This window comes from Paenibacillus sp. MER 180 (assembly GCF_023713665.1).
Classification (GTDB): domain Bacteria; phylum Bacillota; class Bacilli; order Paenibacillales; family Paenibacillaceae; genus Paenibacillus_B; species Paenibacillus_B suaedae.
Genome location: NZ_JAMAVT010000007.1, coordinates 266,364 through 286,293 on the forward strand (window position 1 = coordinate 266,364; position 19,930 = coordinate 286,293).

Below are 19,930 nucleotides of genomic sequence, written 5' to 3' on the forward strand. Positions count from 1 at the left end.
ATTTGCAGAGATCCATGTACCTCAGGCCCTCATAGCTGATTAATAAAAGCCAATATGCGATTATTCACTTCATCCGGGAATTCCCCGTTGATTGCATGGGATGCGTTGGGCCAGCATTCGATTTGAATATGGGGGGCGTAAAAAGAAGTTTCCCGCACCGCCTTCTCTGAATCATGCATCGCGCTGTTCTTGGCCATGAGTGCTAGAATAGGCATATCGATTGTCCGTATTTGCTCCTTGCTGATCAGAACCGGCGCAGGAAGGCTGAGCTTGAAATTTCGCATGCCGAGCTCGATTAGCCTAACAATTGGTTCGCGTTCGTCCGCTTTGGCTCCACCAGAGATGTAGCTCAACATTTTCCAACGTATAAAACTGGGTACGATTGGAACAGCTGCCGGAATGGAAGCTGCAATCATCTTCAGCGATGGGGGAGCGAATACAAAGACTGGATCTAATAGACTGATGGAAGCCAAATGTGAAGGGGCGTGCCTTGCGAGATTCGCCGCTGTCCAGCCTCCAATCGATACACCTACGAGGTGAACAGCCCTGACCCCTAAGCTGGACAAGGCATCACTTAGCCAACTGGCTTGATCTTCGGAGCTGCGAATCGGCTTACTCTGCCTGCTCATTCCCGGTTCTCCAAGCAGATCGAGCGTATAGACAGGCCTTTCCTTCATGAGGCCGTGAAGATTCGGTGCCCACATCGGCGTAGATGATGAGCGCCCTGGCAGCAGCAGGAGGGGCTCCTTTCTCTGATTTTCTGGCTTTGTGAACAAATAGCTTCTTACGCTTCCAAAGGAAGTCACGATATCCATCGTTTCCTGCGGCTCGGGGAGCAGCTTCATCGCTTCCCAATAAGCTGCTTCAAAGTCCGCCTTCCCCATTTCTGAAACATATCGTCCGATCTTTGACTGGTCATTTCTCCTCTTCATACTCCCTCCTCTCTGCTCCCTAAGAAATGTCGATGAGCTTCTTCCATAAAGTGTTCGCAGTATTCGGTTAGGAACCGATCTTCCTCTGGCCAGTGTTCCTTCTCCTCATAGCTTATCCGGTATGCCTCCCGCAGCTCTTGCTTCTCCTTGGTAGCATACCGAACAAAGGAATCCCACCTCTTGCCAAGGGAGTAGCCGGCGTCGCTGACGGGATGAATGCCATTAATCATGAGCATGTAAGCTTCCAAAGTCAGCCCCTTCCACTGCCAATATATCTGGATCGCGGCTTGATCATTTTGAACATGCTGTTCGAATATTGCCCTGGCTTCCGTTGGAAGGTTCATGTTGATATAGTCCAAGAGAAGATGTTTCCGTTTATTCAAAGCCAGCTTCATGATCGTTTCCACATTGATCGAGTCACTGTTCTCCATGCACGAAATCATCGCATCTATGAATGCCCGGTCTGAGCGGAATTCCATTTCTTTTGTGAACAGAAGGTCGCTTTGGCGCCGCAGTATGCGCTTCAGATCTCCTTTATTTTCATACGTAAGGCATTGTTCTTGAATTTCTTTTAGGTTAAAGCCTAAGTCTTTATAAAAAAGAATTTGCTGCAACTTTACCAAATCGCGCTCTCTATAGGTTCTTTTATTGCTGCCTCCGCTGCGCTGAGACGCCAGTAAACCGATGTTATCGTAATACTGAATGGTTCTAACGGTAGTGCCGCACAGCTCCGCTAATTGTCCGATTGCGTATTGTTGTTCCTCCAAATCTTCCACCTCCTGTAATTACTTTCCCATATGACGTAGCGTCACGCGCAAGCCTTATTTTTGCTTTTTCATGCATCTTGGCAGCTTATTCTACGACATCCCTGCACTGTCTGATCTAGCATATTTCATCGGATTGCATACTTTTTCCTGCACTAGGGAAAGGTAAGGCGTACTTAGCGTACTTACATACCTTGATGCGATGAGGGGTTGAATCACATGTTCAAATCAGCGTTCGGCGTGTTGCAGAAAGTAGGCAAGGCGCTTATGCTGCCTGTCGCCATCCTGCCTGCGGCAGGTATTCTGCTTGGCATCGGCAATGCGCTGCGCAATCCGGATATGATTGCGAGACTACCTTGGCTTGGAAATAGTGCAGTCAGTGTCATCACGAACGTCATGGAGCAAGCGGGAGGCATCGTATTCGATAACCTATCTCTCTTGTTCGCGGTTGGCGTTGCCATCGGTCTTGCTGGCGGAGACGGGGTAGCGGGCTTGGCGGCTATCGTTGGTTACTTCGTTATGAACGTAACGATGAAGGTCATGATGAACGTTACACCTGATGTTGTGGCTGGCAATTCTGCATATGCTACGATTCAAGGTATTCCGACTCTGCAAACGGGCGTGTTCGGCGGGATTATAATCGGGATTGTCGCAGCTGTTCTGTACCAGCGATTTTTCACCATTGAGCTGCCCTCTTATTTGGGCTTCTTCGCTGGCAAACGGTTCGTACCAATTATTACGGCTGTAACCTCGCTTATTATCGGTATCATCATGGTGTTCGTCTGGCCATCTGTTCAACATGGCTTGAATGCCTTCTCGCATTCTTTGCTTGATTCGAATCGAGCGCTGGCCGCGTTCATATTTGGTATTTGTGAGCGGGCACTGATCCCGTTTGGGCTGCATCATATTTTCTATTCTCCATTTTGGTTCGAATTTGGGGAATACATGGACAAGGCAGGGCAGCTCATTCGCGGCGACCAGAAAATATTTTTTGCCCAGTTAAAGGATGGGGTGCCTTTAACAGCCGGAACCTTCATGACTGGTAAATTTCCATTCATGATGTTCGGACTCCCGGCGGCTGCACTGGCAATCTATCATGAAGCGCGCAAGGAGAACAAAGCAGTAGTAGCAGGCTTGATGGGCTCGGCTGCACTAACTTCTTTTTTGACAGGGATTACGGAGCCGCTTGAGTTCTCTTTCCTGTTCGTTGCTCCTTTATTATTTGCTGTGCATGTGGTGTTTGCGGGGCTGTCGTTCTTAACCATGCATTTGCTTGGCGTCAAGATCGGCATGACGTTTTCGGGCGGCGTTATTGACTATTTGTTGTTCGGCGTCTTGCAGAATCGAACGCCTTACTGGCTCGTTATTCCGGTTGGGCTTGTGCTCGCCGTCATCTATTACTTTGGCTTCCGCTTTGCAATTCGCAAGTTCAATTTGCGAACACCGGGACGTGAAGACACAGCTCCAGCAGCTGCCGCAGCTACGGGGTCAGCCGCTTCTAATGAATTGCCGCGCGGCATTTTGAATGCGCTTGGCGGTAAGGAGAACATTGCTTCCCTCGATGCATGTATTACGCGTCTTCGTGTACAGGTGAAGGATTCCGGTGATGTGAATAAGGATCGTCTGAAGGAGCTCGGAGCCTCTGGGGTTCTTGAGGTCGGCAACAGCGTACAGGCGATATTCGGTACGCGCTCTGAAACTATTAAGCATCAGATTAATGAGCTCATCGCGCAGGAATCGATGGAGCTGAGGCCTGACGATGGAGATGCAGAAGTTCATCGTGATGCAGATACAGAGCCAAAGGATCGAGACAGTCGTCAGACATCGGATCGCGATACGGGTGATAATCGATAGCGCTTAGAAGAAAGCTATAGAAATACGGCGTAGAAGTAAGACGTACAACCTGTTTTATATACCTGATTGCTGGCAACCGAATGAGGCAACTGAGAAATACAAGCAGCTTAACTGAATGTCAGTGATTGATGATGACTGTCCCCTCACAACTTGAGTTGTGGGGGGATTTTTGATTGTAAGGTTTGTTATCTGGGTTCACAACAACATCTCCAAAAAACTTCTCCTGCTTGATAGGCTCATGATCACAGTAAAGTGTGATGTGTTGGTATTGATTAGAAATTTTCCGTTACTACAACATAATTGTTAACCCATTAACATAATATTTGGTTAACAAACTCTTGTCCTTTGAGAAATCATTAGGTAAAATATATTTCTGAAATGTTAACTATATATTTATTTCTATGGTTAACGTTGAGGAGGTGCTGCATATGGTTCCATATATACATACAGACGAGAAACACCATTTCTCAAGAGGGCTATTTATATCCTCCACAGGAACTGGGATAGGGAAAACGATTGTGACCGCAGGAATAGGGGCGTACTGCCGCGAGATATGCCAGCGTCGAATTCGAATATGGAAGCCGGTACAGAGCGGGGTAACCTTAGGTGATCCTGAGGCAGACAGCTATCGTCTGCGAATGGGAAGCGGACTGTTAGAGACACCGGAAGAAGAGATCGCGACATGGACGCTGCCAGATCCGTTGGCGCCATGGATGGCGTTTGAACGGGCGGGGGTTCCATTTGCATTCGAGCGCTTGTTGGAGGAAGGACGGAGACGGCAGGAGGATGGTTCCTTTTTGCTGGTTGAAGGAGCGGGAGGGATCGCAGTACCGTTCAGCGCAGAGTACACGATGGCTGACGCTGCTCGCGAACTGGGTACACCTGTGCTGCTCGTAGCTCCCCCCGGTTTAGGGACAGTAAGCCATACGGTGACAGCAGTGCAGTATGCGAGGGAGCGAGGCATCACGGATATAGCAGTCGTATTCAGCGGACCGCGGTCATTGGCAGATGAGCGAGAGATTGCGGAAAATGCTCGGATGATTGAGGCCATGGCTGGTGTGCCCGTATGCGGAATTGTTCCCTGGCTGATACAGCCTGCTGATGTTCAAGCTGCAGAAATAGTAGTTTGGGCGGCTTGGCGAGAGCAGTGGCTCGAATCCTTTGTCCGAATGGAGAAAATGATGGATTGGCTGCGGAAGCGGATCTAAGCGGCATCGGGGACAAAATGATGGATAGACATTGAGATGGATAGACACAAAGATGGATAGACACAGACACAGAGATATAGATACAGAGGTGTAGACACAAAGATATAGACAAAGATATAGACAAAGATATAGCACTGAGATGTAGAAACAAAGATATGGGCAAGGATATAAGCACATAGACATAGACGCAGAGATGCAGATACAAAAATGGAAAGACACAGATAGATGTAACGTTACACGGATGCATAGAAGCTGAAACAGAGGATGCCACAACCTTTAAGGGAGAGATCAGGATGAAGGAACAGTTGGTAAAGGCGGGTATGGATTGGCGCGGTCTTGCAGCAGAGATCATTGAGGGGAAGGTATTATCGCGTGAGGAGGCGCTATCCGTTCTGAAGGCTGAGGATAGTGAGCTGCTTGCCATTATGGATGGGGCGTACCAGGTGCGGCGGCATTATTACGGCAATAAGGTGAAACTGAACTTGATTATTAATGCAAAGAGCGGTTATTGCCCGGAAGATTGCGGGTATTGCTCACAGTCGACTCAATCTGATGCCCCAATCGAGAAGTATACGATGCTGGAGAAGGATACACTTGTGGACGGTGCGCGCAAAGCGATGGAAATGAAGGTGGGGACGTATTGCATTGTCGCCAGTGGGCGGGGGCCTACGAAGCGGGAGTTGGATCAGGTCGTTGCAGCTGTAGAAGAAATCAAGACGACAATGCCGATGAAAATCTGCGCGTGCCTAGGGATACTCTCGCAAGAACAGGCGGATCGGCTGAAGCAGGCCGGCGTTGATCGTTACAACCACAATTTGAATACGAGTGCCGATCATTATTCGCATATTACTTCAACGCATACGTATGAGGATCGAGTACATACGGTAAGTACAGCCAAGGCAGCAGGTATGTCTCCGTGTTCAGGTGTCATCATGGGGATGGGGGAGACTGACGAGCAGTTGGTGGATGTGGCCTTTTCCTTGCGCGAGCTGGATGCAGATTCGATTCCAATCAATTTCTTAAATTCAATACCTGGTACGCCACTGGCTCACCTGAATGAATTGGATCCGCGCCGCTGCTTGAAGGCATTGGCGATGTTCCGCTTCGTCTGCCCATCGAAGGAGATTCGGGCATCCGGAGGCCGTGAAGTGAATCTGCGTTCCTTGCAACCGCTAGCGCTCTATGCGGCTAATTCCATTTTTGTCGGCGACTACTTGACGACAGAAGGGCAGGAAGCAACAGAAGATCATCGGATGATCGAAGATCTCGGATTTGAGATTGAACGATGTGCGTTATAAGTTCTGGGTCTGACCGCTGGGCATGGATGCGCGAACAATTGGCGGAACGCGAGCAGGTCGGGCGTCTGCGTCAATTGACGCAGACAACTTGGCTGCCAGATGGCTGGGTGAATCGCGATGGGAAGAGGGTACTTAATCTTGCCTCCAACTATTACTTGGGGCTATACCCTTGGATATCTGAGACAATGTGGCGATCATTGCATGAGGAAGCTGTGGAACTGGGGGAGCCGGGACTGCGGATCGGGTCTGGGGCTTCGCGCCTCATTACAGGGCATGATCCTCACCATGAGGCATTAGAGCGGGAGATGTTGGATTTCAAGCAGACGGAGGCATGTCTCATTTTCTCAAGTGGATATATGGCTAATGCGGGAATTATCCCTGCGCTTGTCGGTCGTCACGACGTAGTATTTAGTGATCGACTCAATCATGCGAGCATTGTGGATGGGATTATGCTAAGTCGTGCAGCGCATGTTCGCTACCCGCATCGCGATCTCAATCGACTGGAAGACCAACTGAAGAAGTGGACGGTTGGTGCATCGGGGGCGGGGAGGGCGTCACGCAAGCTGATTGTGACCGATGCGGTGTTCAGCATGGATGGAACAAGGGCACCGCTGGAAGAGCTAGTTATGTTGAAGGAGCGGTACGGTGCAATCCTGATGGTGGATGAAGCGCATAGTGGCGGTGTGTACGGTGCCGAGGGGGAAGGACTCTGCCATGCGCTTGGCATTCATGGGCATGTGGATATCATTATGGGCACGTTCGGCAAGGCTTTCGGGGCAGTCGGTGCCTATGTCGCTGCGGAGGATATTGTGATTAGGTATCTTGTGAACCATGCTCGAACTTTTATCTATAATACGGGTTTGCCGCCGTTCATAGCAGCGCTTGTGCGCTCACGGCTTAGGGAAGTTCGCGCTGCAGGCCAGGCTCGTTCGGAGTTGATGCATAAGGCGGCGCTCTTTCGTACGCGATTGCAGGCTGGCGGCCTCGACACGGGAGAAGGGGACAGCCATATCGTTCCCGTCATGCTCGGCTCTGATCAGAGAGCAGTTGCGGTTAGCGCGGCTCTGGCTGAAGCTGGCGTAGCAGGTCTTGCGATTCGCCCGCCAGCTGTGCCTGAAGGAACGGCCCGCATCCGGTTCGCACCCTCTCCGCTGCATCGGGATGAGGAGCTGCTGCGGGCAGCAGATAGGGTTGTGGACGCTGCGAATCAATGGCAGGAAGCGTAACACGCTGATCGGCGACAGTAAAGGATATAAACTTAGAAATATAGAGGATAAAGATAAAGTTTGAGAGATAGAGAATGAGATAAATATAAAGGCAGAGACAAAAACAGTAGGACTGACAGTTACACGGGCAAAGAGAGATAAGGATGAGAAGAATGATAAATATGAGAGTGATGCAAAACTAGAAATTAAAAATTGATGCGGGATAGAGCATGAAGATAGAGGTTGATATATGGATGAAGAAAGCGATGGCATGAAATATGTATGCTATTATACCGTCCATGCTGAAGGGGATATGGGGAGGATGGAGATGCAATCGACAGGATTTGAAAAAGGCTGCTTGCAAGTTGCGGCATCATTGAAGCTCCCATCTAAACCGAAGCTGTTATGGGTACATGGCTGGGGAATGTCCTCTTCGGTATGGAGGCACCTTGCAGCGATGCTGCCTGAGTTCGAGCATCGTTATGTGTCGTATGCTGATGCGAGTACAGTTGCAGAGCTGCTGGCTGCGGTTCGACGGCCGTTTGAAGATGAGCCGGAAGGGGAATGGCATGCGATTGGTTGGTCGATGGGCGGTATGCTGCTGCTAGAGCTGCTGACTGAATGGCGCGAGGCATCGGACATCGGGCTGAATAAAGCGTGGGAGCAGGATCAAGGGCAAGAGCAGGTGCGAAAGCAAAGGCAAGAGCAAGTCCAGGTACATGAACAAAAGCAGGAGAAAGAACTGGAGAGTCATCGAGAGCAAGAGCAGATGCTAGAGCCAATGGAAGAACAAGAGCAAAACCAAGTGCAAAACCAAGTGCATGAGCAGGAGCGAAAGCAAGAGCGAAAGCAAGAGCGAAAGCAAGTGCAAGAGCAAGTGCAGGTGCAAGAGCAAGTGCAAGTGCAAGTGCAAGAACAAAAGCAAGAGCATGAGCGGGGGATTGGGCGAACAGGTTGCATGGGCGACTATGTCGTAGCTGTTCGCCCACCCGTTGTGCGCAGCGTCATTCTGACGGGAACCACGCTGCGCTTCATTGACGACACAGGTCAGGCCGGCTGGCCAGACCGGGTCGTCCGGCGCATGCGCCGCCGCTTGGCGCAAGCTGCGCCGGCGGATACACTCCGCGCGTTCGCGGAGTGTATCCCGGCTGCGGCGGAGCGCGCGAGCGCCGAGAGCTGCCGCTGGCTGCTGGAGCACACGGCAGCTCTCGGCAAGGACATCACGCCCGCGGGGCTTGATGCGGGTCTGGCCTACTTGCAGGAGGCCGACCTGGAGCGGGCGTGGGCGCGTCTTACCGACGCGCCGGATGGTCCGCGCCTGTACTGGCTTCATGGCGCGGACGACAGCGTATGCCCGCTTGCTGCGCAGCAGCGGGCACAAGCGGCGTGCGGCCACCGGAACGCTGCGCGGTTCGTGGTGCTCCCGCACGCCGGGCATGCGCCGTTCGCTGCGCAGACGGCGCAATGGCTGCACCATATACGCATGTGGTGCAGCGCATCATCGAAGGGGTCGCTATTCGATGATTTTCAGATGGAACAGGGAGGGGAAGCGTGATGTTTGCGGGGGCGAATGTGGACAAACGAATCGTGCGGCAGCGCTTTGATCGGCACGCTAAAGAGTATGACCATTATGCCGAAGTGCAGCGGGTAATGGCGGATGAGCTGGTCGAGCGTATGTGTCAGACTATAAGACCGCCCTTATCTGAAGGAACACCACATGGGAATCCTCCTAATACTGAGTCACTAATTTACGACATAGACCTTGATAAAATGACTGCATCGATCGATGAAGTAAGCTGTGCAGTGCGCATTCTTGATATCGGATGCGGGACGGGGATGCTGTCGGAACGATTAGCGCGTGCCTTTCCGGGAGCGGAGCTCACGCTGGTGGACTTGTCTTCGCGCATGCTTGAGCGGGCTAGTACGAAGCTGACACATGCGGGAGTCTCACCTGCCAACATACATCTTATCACTGCCGATGCGGAAGCCTGGCTGGAGAGTGCTTGCGGGCGGGAGGAGACGGAGAGGCCAATCTACAACATTATTGCGTCTAGCGCAGCTTTCCAGTGGTTCAATTTCCCGGCTGATACAACTCATCGCTTGCTGCAATTGCTGGCTCCTGGCGGGCTATTGGCGTTTGCTACCTTCTTGCCAGGAACGGTGAGAGAGCTGCATGACGCTTTCCGCCAAGCGGAAGCGCAGCTTGGTTTTCCTACCCAACCTCACGGCCAGAGCTATCCGAATAAGGTAGATTGGATGACATGGCTGCTCGAACATGGAGGAAATAGCCCTGCTGCAATTCGTTGGGAGACAAGCAGCTATCGCTATACATTTCCTGATGTTCGGACTGCACTTGCGCAGGTGAGACGTGTCGGTGCTGGCAATGCAGTTCTCGCACACAACGATGCTAGAACAATGGGTGATGGACAACGTAAAGGTGCAACCAGCAGGGAGCTCATTCATGCGATGCTGCAAGCCTATCAAGCAACATTCCAGCAGGACGATGGGCGAGTCCCGCTTACTTACGAAGTAGCATATTGCCTTACCCAGAGGGGGCTGCATACCAAGTGATTCGAGGATTGAAGGAAGGCATCCGTTGTAGGCCATACAAAAAACGGTCGTGCTGCGACTGTCTCAGTTGACAGTGCCCACGACCGCTCTAACGTTTTGCGATAGGATAAATTAAGAAAAGCAGGTAACCTGTATGTCACGTAGAAGGGATTCCACGTCAGACAGTTTCACCATACCGGCTGAAGGCATAAGCGCATTCGCTGTACCACAAGCGGCGCCAAGCTTCAGCCTCTCTTCAGGAGAGCAGCCGCGATGATCTGCGACGACGAGTCCTGCAACCATAGAGTCTCCGCTTCCTACAGCATTGACGGTTTCTACGCGCGGGATGGATACGCCGTACAATCTTCCATCAGAGCCTGCCAGAGCACCTCGCTCGCCAAGGGAGACGATCACATTGGAAATACCATCCTGCATGAGCTGCTGAATGGCTCGTACGATCTCGTCCTCATTGTCGGCAGAACCACCCGTGAGCTTCGTAACTTCATGCTCGTTTGGTTTAATCAAGTAAGGCTTGCTCTGGATGCCTGCGATCAGTGCATCGCCACTCGTATCCAAGATCGGAATCGCGCCTTGGCTTCGCGCGATCTGAATCAAGTTGGCATATAGATCTGTGTCGCATCCCTTCGGCATACTGCCAGAGAAGACTACATGAGAAGAACGAGAAGCAAGCTCTTCGATCTTAGCCTTCATGGCCTCAATCGCTTCCGGTGTAATCACAGGGCCAGCTTCCAGCAGCTCCGTCTGCGAGCCTCCTACCGGATCAATAATGTTCAGACAGAGGCGGGATTCTCCGGACACGGAGAGGAAATCTGCCTGAATACCTTCCTGACGAAGCATATCCACGATAGCCATGCCATTATAGCCGGCCACGAATCCAGTCGCCGTCACTTCTTCTCCTAGTGCATGGATGACGCGAGCGACATTGATCCCTTTGCCTCCTGCCGTAGCAAGTGTCTCATCAGCCCGATACAGCGCATTACTGCCGAATCCGGGAATGTAATAGGTCTTATCAATAGCCGCATTAAGGGTAACAGTTGTAATCATATTCAAACCTCCAGCCGCGATTAGCGAACGGCGCTCGCCTTCCCGATGCAGCCCGCCATTTCCATTTTGCGGATTGCCAGTTCCTTCACTGCTTGCTTCGCAGGCACCATATATTTGCGTGGGTCATTCTCATCTGGGTTCGCTGTGAACACATCTTTGATCGCGTTCGAGAAGGCGATGCGTAGCTCTGTTGCGACGTTCATCTTACCCATGCCCAGCTTCACGCAGCGCTTCACCTGCTCCTCAGGAATACCGGAGCCGCCGTGCAGTACGAGTGGTACGCTAACTTGCTTATAAATTTGTTCTAGGCGATCGAAGGCGATTTTCGGTTCGCCTTTATATATGCCGTGTGCAGTTCCGATAGCAGGAGCCAACGTTGGAACACCTGTCGCTTCTACGAATGCCACGCACTCTTCAGGAACAGCCAGACGCGCATCCTCTTCCTCGACGACAATGTCATCCTCCACGCCGCCGACCTTGCCCAGCTCCGCCTCGATATTGACGCCAGCAGCAAGCGCTACCTTCACGACCTCTTGCGTGCGGCGAACGTTCTCTTCATAAGGATGCATGGAAGCATCAATCATAACAGATGTATAGCCTGCGCGGATACATTGAACGAGCAGCTCATAGTCTGTGCAGTGATCCAGATGCAATGCGATGGGTATAGAAGCTTGCTTCGCTGCTGTCTGAGCGGCAGCTACAATATATTCTGGTCCTAGATGCTTCACGGTTCCGACTGTTGTCTGCAAGATAAGCGGTGTATTCGTCTCTTCTGCCGCTTCCACGACCGCTTGCAGCATTTCCAGTGTATGTACATTAAATGCAGTAATTCCGAATCCTTGTTCACGTGCAGCTTGGAGCATGGATGTAGAGCTGATAAGATGTCCCATTTCCGTAACCTCCTGCATATAAATGATTGAAACAATCAAAATAATGATTTATAATTTCATTAAGTTGATTATAAGGGAGGGATTTGTGATATGTCAAACCATCTTGATACACATACGTACCGGGAAATCAGCGATCAAGCGGCGGCGCTGCAAGCGGCTTGGGATCAGCTGCACAATCAGAAGGATTGGGTAGATCAATATATAGGAAACGATCAATTTGAAGAGGTTGTATTCATTGGTTCCGGGTCTTCTTGGTACCAAGCAATGACAATGGCGGCAACATACCGCAAGTGGACAGGAAGAAGTGCAGCTGCACATCCGTCCTCTGATCTGTTCTTGTTCCGCGAGCAGACGGTCACGCCATCGAAGAAGGTGCTGCTTGTCGGTGTATCTCGCTCCGGCGAATCCCATGAAGTGATTCTGGCGCTGGATTCCGTCAAGGACTTGACGCATTGGACAACATGCGGCATTACCTGTCATCCGAACAGCAAGATGGCGCAAATGACGCCATGCCTTGTATCTCCGCTAGGCGCTGAGAAGAGCACAGTTATGACGAAATCGCTCAGCAGCATGACGTTCATGATGCAGGCGGCAATTGCACTGGGTGCAGGACGGACGAAGGAATTGTCCGAACTTGAGGGAGTATTGCAATCCAGCAGTGCCTTCGTTACAATGGCGGATGACACGACATCTGCGTGGGTGAAGAGCAATCAATTTGATAAGACGATTTACTTGGGTATGGGCGCATTGTATGGATTTGCATTGGAAGCTTGCCTGAAGCTGAAGGAAATGACCTACACGTGGACAGAAGCATACGGCACATTGGAATTCCGCCACGGACCGAAGTCGATTGTTGAGCCCGGTACGCAGATTGTGCTGCTCTTATCGGAAAGCGCACGTGCTTACGAACTCAAGGTAGCGCAAGAAATGAAGGCGTACGGGGCGAAAGTTGTCATTGTAACAGCGCAAGCGGGTGCGGACACCGCATTTGCAGACAAGGTCATTGAGCTTGGCCATGTGGACGCAAGCGATGAAGCGCGTGCAGTGCTGTACCTGCCTTTTGTTCAATATAACGGATATTACACAGCGCTCAAGCGGGGCTTGAATCCGGATGATCCACGGAACTTGACGCAGTTCGTATCCATTTAAAGTAGAACGAGCCGTTCAGGCTAAGCATCAAGGTTGCAGGAACAGATAGCAGCTCTCACCTTTGCTTTAGGATCGCGTTTCTTCATAAAGAGAAGCAAGCCCCGACACAGGTATGATTATGGAACGGATGGAGTGTAAGTTATGAGTGAATCGTTATCCAAGGGTGAATTGCGACGCCAGCAAATCCTGCAAGTCATGAAGCAGAATGGACGCATCACGATATCAGAAATCATAGATCGGTTTGAATGTTCGGAAGCTACGGCCCGCCGTGATTTGGATCTCATGGAGCGCAAGGGGGAACTGATCCGCACAATTGGTGGAGCGCTGCTTGAAGGGCCAGGCACGGTAAGGGAAGTCTCCTTCGACGAGAAGCGTCAATTGCTGTGGCTGGAGAAGGAAGCGATCGCAAGACGAGCCTTGGAATTCATTGAAGAAGGCGACAGCATCTGCTTGACTGGGGGGACGACGACATTCCTGTTGGCTCGGCTATTGAAGCAGCGCCAAGGGATTACCGTTGTAACCAATGCAGTCAACATTGCGATGGAGCTGTCCGATTGTGAGGGAATTCAAGTTGTTGTCATCGGAGGCGTAATGCGCAGCAACAGCTTCGAGCTGTGCGGGCCATTAGCGGAACGGACGATTGAGCATTTAAATATTGAGAAGCTGTTCATGGGAATAGACGGGTTCTCGACAACGAAAGGGATTACCACATATTCCGAGCTGGAAGCCCAGACGGCCCGCATGCTAATGCGCCAAGCGCAGCAGACTTTTGCGGTATTTGATCATACGAAGGTGGGCAAAGCATCGTTATTTACAGTGACTACTGTAGATGGACTTACAGGATGCATAACGGACAGCCTATTGCCGGACGATATGGTCAACACCTTGCAGCAGATGGGGGTATCTTGCTATTATGCGGGGGACGAACAGTAATCAGCTAAACCTAAGTATGTTAAGGGTGGAGTAAGAAGGAAAAACTTGCGTCGTATGCGGTTTGAAACGTTTTCTCCAGTGCTTCGTATGATATGAAATATGATGTAACCATCAAATAAACACCCAATCATGTGGTGCAAATGTGGATATAGTGGGTATATTTGTATTGCAACCGTGGCGAATCGTAGACGGTATGATTTGTATCCAGAACGCACATCTTATGGATACCGCATAACTCAGCAGCCACTTGAGGATGGACGAATCGACTAGATTTCACCAACAGTCCGCTCGCTTGCATCCCGCGCAACCACCATGATACAATGGGTGTGAATCTTTACACATGAAATTAGCGTGTTACTAGTGCGACTAGGCATGAGCTAAGCGGCCGTTCACGGGGTGAACTGCATGCTTTAGCGCATGCCTTTTTATTTTCTCATAAGAGAAATTGGATTTTTTTGTCGGTTATCACAACAACCACAATGACGGACGAAAGTTCACATGGTTAAATACAAGGAGGAACTCAATATGTTTGGTTTTGGTAAAAAGAAAAAGAAAATTTCCATTACAGCACCGATCACAGGTCAAGCAGTACCTTTGGAGCAAGTACCGGATCCAGCATTTGCACAAAAAATTATTGGTGACGGAATTGCAATAGAGCCAACAGAAGGTGTATTTATCGCTCCATTCGACGGTCATGTCGTGCACTTGATCGATTCTCATCATTCCTTGGTGCTTGCACATGAATCCGGCTTGGAATTGCTCGTTCACATCGGTGTGAACACCGTATCCTTGCAAGGCAAACCATTCAAGCCACATGTGAAATCCGGCGATAAAGTGAAAAAAGGCCAAACGCTTATCGAGTTCGATATTGCACAAATTAAAGAAGCTGGCCTTCCTGTTGTAACACCAATTATCGTAGCAAACGGCGACATCGTTGCTGAGCTGAAAGCGAACACAGGCAATGTAAAAGCAGATTCCGATGAATTGATGGAAGTTGTATTGAAATAGATGGTTTAGAACTAGAACTAAGTCTGAACTAAGTTCTGAACGAGAGAAGCAACACATTCTACTACTACCGAAAAGAGGGCATAACAATGGAAAAACAATTTACAATTAAAAACCCACAAGGTATCCACGCTCGTCCAGCGGGCGCAATCATGAAGAAAGCTGCTGAATTCGCAGGAGAGCAAATTACAATCGAATTCAACGGCCGCAAAGTAAGCGCAAAAAGCATCACTGGCGTATTGACACTCGGTATGAAAGCTGGCGACACAGTAACAGTATCTGCTGAAGGCGATAAGGCTGCTGAAGCAGTTGAAGCAGTAGGCGCAGTAATCGAATCCGTATTGGACTAATAGAACGTAATCATTAACGCGGAAAAAGGAGTGGAGGAACCGATGCTACTTCAAGGTATTCCAGCTGCATCCGGTTATGCCATCGGCCAAGCATTCATCCTGGAGCACGATACATCTGAGGTTGAGCGCAGGCAGGTTGATGATGTACAGGCAGAAGCAACTCGCTTGCAGACAGCTGTACAACAGGCTATGAACGAACTGGAGCAGATTAAAGAAGACACAGCGAAAAAATTAGGCGAGCATCAAGCTGAAATCTTCGCTACACATATCCTTGTATTGCAAGATGAAGAGTTTGTTGGGCAAGCGATTGAGAAGGTTCGCAGTGAGAAGGTAAATGCAGAGTTCGCTCTTTCGGAAGTGACTCAGCAGCTGGTCGACATCTTCAGCAGCATGGACAGTGAATATATGCGTGAGCGTGCAGCGGACTTCCGCGATGTGAGCAAGCGTGTACTCGGTCTATTGTCCGGCAAGAAATCTGCTTCTCTGAATGACTTCGAAGAGGCAGTTGTGCTCTTCGCGCATGACTTGACTCCTTCCGATACAGCCCAGCTGGATCGCAGCAAGGTAGCAGGCTTTGCGACGAATATTGGCGGTCGTACTTCCCACTCGGCCATTATGGCACGCTCGATGGAGATTCCTGCGGTTGTTGGCTTGCAGGACGCTACATCTACAGTGAAGAACGGCGACATGATCATTCTCGATGGTTCCAGCGGCATTATCCTGATCAATCCAGATTCGGATACGATTGCAACTTACCAAGAGAAGAAGGTGAAGTTCGAGAAGCGTCAGGAAGAGATGAAGCTGTACAAAGACAAACCTTCGATCACTGCTGATGGCCATGAGGTTGAACTTGTGTCAAACATCGGCAATCCGCAAGATGCGCTTGGCGCACGCAACAACGGTGCTGAGGGTGTAGGCTTGTACCGTACGGAATTCCTGTACATGGGTCGTGACAACTTCCCATCTGAAGAGGAACAATACAACTCTTATGTTGCCGTATGTGAAACACTTGGAACGGAGAAGCCAGTCGTGATCCGTACATTGGATATCGGCGGGGACAAGGAGCTGCCTTACTTGCCACTTCCGAAGGAAATGAACCCATTCCTTGGATACCGTGCGATTCGCTTATGCTTGGATCGTAAAGATCTGTTCAAGACACAGCTTCGTGCGATCCTTCGTGCAAGCGCCAAAGGCAACATCAAGCTAATGTACCCAATGATCTCTACGCTGAGCGAGCTTCGCGAGGCAAATGCGATTCTGGCAGAGACGCAAGCAGAGCTGGATGCAGAAGGCATTGCGTATAATAAAGAGATGGAAGTCGGCATGATGATCGAGGTACCTGCTGCTGCGATTATTGCAGATCAATTGGCGAAGGAAGTTGACTTCTTCTCTATCGGTACGAACGATTTGGTACAATACACGATGGCTGCTGACCGGATGAACGAGCAAGTATCCCACTTGACTCAGCCATTCAACCCAGCAGTACTGCGCTTGATCAAGATGGTTATCGATGCTGCGCACAAAGAAGGCAAGTGGGCTGGCATGTGCGGTGAAATGGCTGGCAACCTGAAGGCTGTTCCGATCCTGCTCGGTCTTGGTCTTGATGAATTCAGCATGAGTGCAAGCTCTGTACTTCCAGTACGTGTACTGCTGAGCCGCTTGAACCGTGAAGAGATGCGCAAGCTAGCGGAAGAAGCGTTGATGCTGGAGACGGCTGAAGAGATTCAAGTTATGGTCGTTGACCGTGTATCGGCAGTTCAAGAAATGTCTATCTAATAGTAACGAATGTGTTGCAGTCGGGTGAGGATAAGCTCCTTTCCCGGCTGCCTCATCGTTTCCATATGTGTCAATAAAATTACAAATAAATAATATTCTGCAATAATTCTACATATTCGACAAAATTAGATTTATTCGTTGACATTGATTGTAGATTCACCTAGAATGAATGATGTAGTTGACGCACGAATCGAAAACGTTTCCAAAACGTAATCTTCCATGTGTACGCTCAGGGGAAAGGAGCCTTACTTTGTCAGAACAACGTCGCTTTGAAATCGTACGGTCATTAAGCAACAATGTCGTATTGGCAAACGATGTGTTGGGTAACAAAGAAACCATCCTTATGGGGAAAGGGCTCGGCTTTGGGGCAAAGCCTGGAGGTTCTTTGGAGACGAGTGATACACGAATCGAGAAGACCTTTGTGATCGAGGACAAACAGCATTTATCGCAGTATCAGATGCTGCTCGGGCAAATTGATCCCGAAGTCATTGTCATTTCGGAGAAGATTATTTCGATCGTATCGGAGCAGTTGACGCCGGATTTGAACGAGCATATTCATCTCGCTTTGCCGAGCCATATCGAATATGCGCTTTATCGTCTTCGCAACAATATTGCGATAGAGAATCCGTTTCTATGGGAGATTCGCACATTGAACCCCAAGGAGTTCGAACTTGCTACCCAAGCCGCTGAGCTTATCGGCAAGACGTTCGACGTTGTGGTGCCGGAGGATGAGATTGGGTTTTTGACAATCCATATACAATCTGCCGTTGCCCATGTCCCTGTCGGGAACTTTGTTCAATACAATCATCTTCTGAAGGATTTGGTCGCTCTCATCGAACGCGAGCGGGGCAGGGTCATTCCGAAGGATAGCATTGATTATTTACGATTAATTACGCATTTGCGCTTTGCGATGGAACGAATTCGCCAGGGTGATGCCACGAAGAATCCATTCCGGGACAATTTGAAGGAAATGGCGCCTTACGAATTTAGTGTCGCACAGAAATGTGCGGACGTAATGTCGAAGAAGCTGGAGATCGAAATACCCGAAGATGAAACGGCGTACATCGCAATGCATTTATATCGTTTATTTCATAAAGACTCAGAATAACGCTGGACAAGCGTGTTACTAGTTCGACTAGGCATGAGCTTGCTGGGGGATAACATCTAATTTTTTGGATGTCGTCCCGTCGCAAGCTCATGCCTTTTTTATATTCTCTAATGCGCTTACATTTTGGCGGAGGAGATGACAGGTCATAGCATAAATTTTTGACCTTTTATCCATACTTTACTTATTCACCACAAGGAGGAACGACATATGCTAGCCTTTTTGCAAAAAATTGGTCGTGCATTGATGCTTCCGGTTGCAACTCTGCCGGCGGCGGCGATTCTGCTTCGCTTCGGTCAAATTGACTATGTGAAAGATTTTCACTTGGGGGATACGGTCGGCGGGTTCTTGAACCAATACATCGCCCCATTCCTTGATGCAGGCGGATCTGCAATTTTTGATAACCTAGCACTATTGTTCGCTATTGGTGTTGCGATAGGCTTTGCCGCAGACGCGGTTGCTGTACTGGCAGCAGTTATCGCACATATGATTTTGCTGAAAGTGCTGACGAAGATTCCGGCAGCCTTTACATTCATTCCAGCTGATATGAAGTTGGACATGGGGGTTATCGGCGGTATTTTGGCTGGTTCCATTGCAGCCTTCATGTACAACAAATATCACAATATCAAGGTTCCAGATTGGCTCGGCTTCTTCGGTGGCAAACGCTTCGTGCCGATTGTCACTTCTGCTACGATGATCTTGATTGCGATTCCATTCGGTATCGTCTGGGGTCCAGTCCAAACAGCGCTAGATTCCTTCGGCAACTGGATCGTATCGCTTGGTGCGGTTGGTTCCGGGGTGTACCTGACAGCGAACCGACTTCTCATTCCGTTCGGTTTGCACCATGTATTGAATGCAATTCCTTGGTTCCAGCTTGGAACATTCACGGACGCAGCTGGCGAAGTATGGCGCGGCGATATCGCTCGCTTCTTCCATGGCGACATGACAGCTGGCGGATTTATGACAGGTTACTTCCCGATCATGATGTTCGCGCTTCCGGGTGCGGCGCTCGCTATTATTCATACAGCGAAGCCAGAGAAGCGCAAAGCGGTTGCATCGCTCTTCGTCGGAACAGCGATTGCATCCTTCTTGACAGGTATTACAGAACCGATTGAATTCGCGTTCATGTTCGTAGCGCCTGTATTGTTCGTCGTTCACGCAATCTTGGCTGGTATATCCGGCTTCGTAATGGCAACGCTCGGCGTGCGCCTTGGATTCGGTTTCTCGGCAGGATTTATCGACTACGTGTTGAACTTCCCGCTTGCGACTAAGCCACTGATGCTTATCCCTGTAGGTCTTGTATACTTCGTTGTCTACTACGCCTTGTTCCGCGTCCTCATCAAGGTATTGAACCTGAAGACGCCTGGACGTGAAGATGACGTTGAAGGCGAAGGCGCCAAGACTGAAGCTGGCGGCGGCAATGCAACACTGCAAGAGAAGGCTGTGAAAGTGCTGGGGATGATTGGCGGCAAAGACAACATCATTGTCAATGAGGCCTGCATCACGCGCCTTCGTTTGACGCTGAAGGATGATTCCGTAGTGGATGAAGCTGGTCTGAAGTCCCTCGGTGCAGCTGGCGTCATGAAGCTTGGCAAGGGTAACGTTCAAGTTGTATTCGGAACGCAGTCCGAGCTCTTGAAGGAAGAAATTAAAAAGCTGTAAGCAGTGTTCAATAGGCACTGTCACATAGGCATGATGGCAAGGCAGAAAGCCAGCGGATTTATTCCGCTGGTTTTTTTTCGTATGTCAAAAAAGAGGGCATTAAAGCAGGGGGGATAATTGTTTACGGAAACAAAGTTGATCCAAGGCAAAATATTTTCTATACTATACGTGCATCCATAGGAAC

General features: G+C 49.9%; 17 protein-coding genes. 13 read left to right on the forward strand and 4 right to left on the reverse strand.

Features of this window, described 5'->3' with window-relative positions; translation table 11 throughout:
• Positions 1-29: 29 nt before the first annotated feature.
• Positions 30-932, reverse strand: coding sequence for an alpha/beta fold hydrolase (locus M3661_RS14295; protein ID WP_251486105.1), 903 nt, complete (start codon positions 930-932; stop codon positions 30-32).
• Positions 929-1,699 (reverse strand): MerR family transcriptional regulator, encoded by a 771-nt coding sequence (locus M3661_RS14300; protein WP_251486108.1) that lies wholly within the window; start codon positions 1,697-1,699, stop codon positions 929-931. The genes M3661_RS14295 and M3661_RS14300 overlap by 4 nt, the downstream gene beginning before the upstream one ends.
• 216 nt (positions 1,700-1,915) lie before the next feature.
• Here M3661_RS14300 and ptsG point away from each other — a divergent pair, with 216 nt between their 5' ends.
• The 6 genes from ptsG (at position 1,916) to M3661_RS14330 (ending at position 9,832) form a co-directional block, all read left to right on the forward strand.
• Positions 1,916-3,550 carry a glucose-specific PTS transporter subunit IIBC gene (ptsG, locus tag M3661_RS14305; RefSeq protein WP_311279572.1) on the forward strand — a complete coding sequence of 545 codons (1,635 nt, stop codon included), beginning with the start codon at positions 1,916-1,918 and terminating at the stop codon, positions 3,548-3,550.
• A gap of 428 nt (positions 3,551-3,978) precedes the next feature.
• A complete protein-coding gene (gene bioD / locus M3661_RS14310; protein ID WP_251486111.1) occupies positions 3,979-4,758 on the forward strand; it encodes a dethiobiotin synthase in 780 nt (259 codons plus the stop codon).
• 293 nt (positions 4,759-5,051) lie between these two features.
• A complete protein-coding gene (gene bioB / locus M3661_RS14315; protein WP_251486114.1) occupies positions 5,052-6,056 on the forward strand; it encodes a biotin synthase BioB in 1,005 nt (334 codons plus the stop codon).
• Positions 6,044-7,282, forward strand: coding sequence for an aminotransferase class I/II-fold pyridoxal phosphate-dependent enzyme (locus M3661_RS14320; RefSeq protein ID WP_251486117.1), 1,239 nt, complete (start codon positions 6,044-6,046; stop codon positions 7,280-7,282). Before bioB ends, M3661_RS14320 begins: the two co-directional genes overlap by 13 nt.
• A gap of 229 nt (positions 7,283-7,511) precedes the next feature.
• Positions 7,512-8,816, forward strand: coding sequence for an alpha/beta fold hydrolase (locus M3661_RS14325; RefSeq protein WP_251486120.1), 1,305 nt, complete (start codon positions 7,512-7,514; stop codon positions 8,814-8,816).
• Positions 8,816-9,832 carry a methyltransferase domain-containing protein gene (locus M3661_RS14330; protein WP_251486244.1) on the forward strand — a complete coding sequence of 339 codons (1,017 nt, stop codon included), beginning with the start codon at positions 8,816-8,818 and terminating at the stop codon, positions 9,830-9,832. Before M3661_RS14325 ends, M3661_RS14330 begins: the two co-directional genes overlap by 1 nt.
• Before the next feature lie 111 nt (positions 9,833-9,943).
• Here the strand turns inward: M3661_RS14330 and pfkB are convergent, their stop codons facing one another.
• Together pfkB and M3661_RS14340 are read right to left on the reverse strand one after the other, a co-directional pair.
• Positions 9,944-10,876 (reverse strand): 1-phosphofructokinase, encoded by a 933-nt coding sequence (pfkB, locus tag M3661_RS14335; protein WP_065293420.1) that lies wholly within the window; start codon positions 10,874-10,876, stop codon positions 9,944-9,946.
• A gap of 20 nt (positions 10,877-10,896) precedes the next feature.
• On the reverse strand, positions 10,897-11,766 hold the full coding sequence (locus M3661_RS14340) for a class II fructose-bisphosphate aldolase (protein WP_065293421.1): 870 nt from the start codon (positions 11,764-11,766) through the stop codon (positions 10,897-10,899).
• 90 nt (positions 11,767-11,856) lie between these two features.
• Here M3661_RS14340 and M3661_RS14345 point away from each other — a divergent pair, with 90 nt between their 5' ends.
• The 7 genes from M3661_RS14345 to M3661_RS14375 all read left to right on the forward strand — a co-directional run bounded on the left by M3661_RS14345 (position 11,857) and on the right by M3661_RS14375 (position 19,746).
• Positions 11,857-12,915 (forward strand): SIS domain-containing protein, encoded by a 1,059-nt coding sequence (locus M3661_RS14345; protein ID WP_251486122.1) that lies wholly within the window; start codon positions 11,857-11,859, stop codon positions 12,913-12,915.
• Between the two features lie 141 nt (positions 12,916-13,056).
• Complete coding sequence (locus M3661_RS14350) at positions 13,057-13,848, forward strand: DeoR/GlpR family DNA-binding transcription regulator (RefSeq protein WP_251486124.1); 792 nt, start codon at positions 13,057-13,059, stop codon at positions 13,846-13,848.
• A gap of 525 nt (positions 13,849-14,373) precedes the next feature.
• Positions 14,374-14,856: a PTS sugar transporter subunit IIA gene (locus tag M3661_RS14355; RefSeq protein ID WP_072730533.1), complete on the forward strand. Its 483-nt coding sequence runs from the start codon at positions 14,374-14,376 to the stop codon at positions 14,854-14,856.
• A gap of 86 nt (positions 14,857-14,942) precedes the next feature.
• The gene (locus M3661_RS14360; protein WP_021252247.1) at positions 14,943-15,203 is read left to right on the forward strand and encodes an HPr family phosphocarrier protein; all 261 of its coding nucleotides are present in this window, start codon (positions 14,943-14,945) and stop codon (positions 15,201-15,203) included.
• 42 nt (positions 15,204-15,245) lie between these two features.
• A complete protein-coding gene (gene ptsP, locus M3661_RS14365; RefSeq protein WP_251486127.1) occupies positions 15,246-16,979 on the forward strand; it encodes a phosphoenolpyruvate--protein phosphotransferase in 1,734 nt (577 codons plus the stop codon).
• Positions 16,980-17,229: 250 nt separating this feature from the next.
• The gene (locus M3661_RS14370; protein ID WP_065293424.1) at positions 17,230-18,087 is read left to right on the forward strand and encodes a PRD domain-containing protein; all 858 of its coding nucleotides are present in this window, start codon (positions 17,230-17,232) and stop codon (positions 18,085-18,087) included.
• Positions 18,088-18,294: 207 nt separating this feature from the next.
• Positions 18,295-19,746 carry a PTS transporter subunit EIIC gene (locus M3661_RS14375; RefSeq protein WP_251486130.1) on the forward strand — a complete coding sequence of 484 codons (1,452 nt, stop codon included), beginning with the start codon at positions 18,295-18,297 and terminating at the stop codon, positions 19,744-19,746.
• Positions 19,747-19,930: the final 184 nt, after the last annotated feature.